General features: G+C 66.3%; 1 pseudogene. It reads left to right on the top strand.

Going from position 1 to position 1,310, the window contains the following annotated elements:
* Window positions 1–156: 156 nt before the first annotated feature.
* A pseudogene (locus BQ8794_RS29130) lies at window positions 157–1,310 on the top strand (IS256 family transposase); the annotation flags it as partial.

Raw genomic sequence — 1,310 nt, 5'->3', positions numbered from 1 at the left:
GGTCGTGTCCCACCGCGTGGTGTAGGTCGGCGGTAGCGAAGCCGCTGGCGAGCGCGCCCTCAACAGCGCTGTAGCGAGCGAGCGGCTTCGCGGCGGTCATCGATGTTCTTCGGTAGGGTTGGGTTGCTGACACAACCTGATTCGAAGGAACCACCGATGACCAACGACATGATGAACCTGCGCACGCTCGTAGAGAAGACCCCCGACGCCGATATCCTGCGCGAGATGATCGGCTTTGCCGCCGAGCGGCTGATGGAACTGGAGGTGGGCGCCGCCACCGGCGCGCCCCATGGCGAGAAGAACCCGCTGCGGCTTGTCCAGCGCAACGGCTACCGCGACAGAGACTGGGAGACGCGGGCCGGCACCGTCGAACTGCGCATCCCCAAGCTCAGGAAGGGCTCTTACTTCCCGAGCTTCCTGGAGCCGCGGCGCATGGCCGAGAAGGCGCTGACCGCCGTCATCCAGGAGGCCTACGTCCAGGGTATCTCGACGCGCTCGGTCGACGACCTGGTCAAGGCGATGGGCATGAGCGGCATCTCCAAGAGCCAGGTCAGCCGGTTGTGCGAGGAGATCGACGGCAAGGTGAAGGCCTTCCTCGACCGGCCGATCGAGGGCGACTGGCCATACCTGTGGATCGACGCCACCTACCTGAAGGTGCGTCGCGGCGGGCGCATTGTCTCGGTCGCCGTCATCATCGCGGTCGGCGTCAACGCGGACGGCCGGCGCGAGGTGCTGGGCATGGAGGTCGGCACGTCTGAGGCCGAGCCGATCTGGACGGAGTTTTTGCGCAAGCTGACCCGGCGCGGCCTGCGCGGCGTCAAGCTCGTCGTCTCCGATGCCCATGAAGGCATCAAGGGCCGCCGTCACCAAGGTGCTGTGCGCGACATGGCAGCGCTGCCGCGTCCATTTCATGAGGAACGTGCTGGCGCATGCCGGCAAGAGCGGGCGCCGCGTCGTCTCGGCTTTCATCGCCACCGCCTTCGCCCAGGAGACGGCCGAGGCCGCAAGCACGCAATGGCGCGCCGTCGCCGACCAGATCCGGCCGAAGGTGCCCAAGCTCGCCACCATCATGGACGACGCCGAGCCCGACGTGCTCGCCTACATGACCTTCCCGAAGGAACATCGTGCCAAGCTCCACTCGACCAATCCCATCGAGCGCCTCAACGGCGAGATCAAGCGCAGGACCGAGGTCGTCGGCATCTTCCCCAATGACGACGCCATCGTCCGTCTCGTCGGCGCCTTGCTGCTCGAACAGAACGATGAATGGGCCGTGCAGCGGGCCCGCTACATGACGCTTGAGACCATCAGCC

The sequence above is a fragment of the Mesorhizobium prunaredense genome (assembly GCF_900156895.1).
GTDB lineage: Bacteria > Pseudomonadota > Alphaproteobacteria > Rhizobiales > Rhizobiaceae > Mesorhizobium > Mesorhizobium prunaredense.
This window is presented reverse-complemented; position numbering and strand designations above follow the sequence as displayed.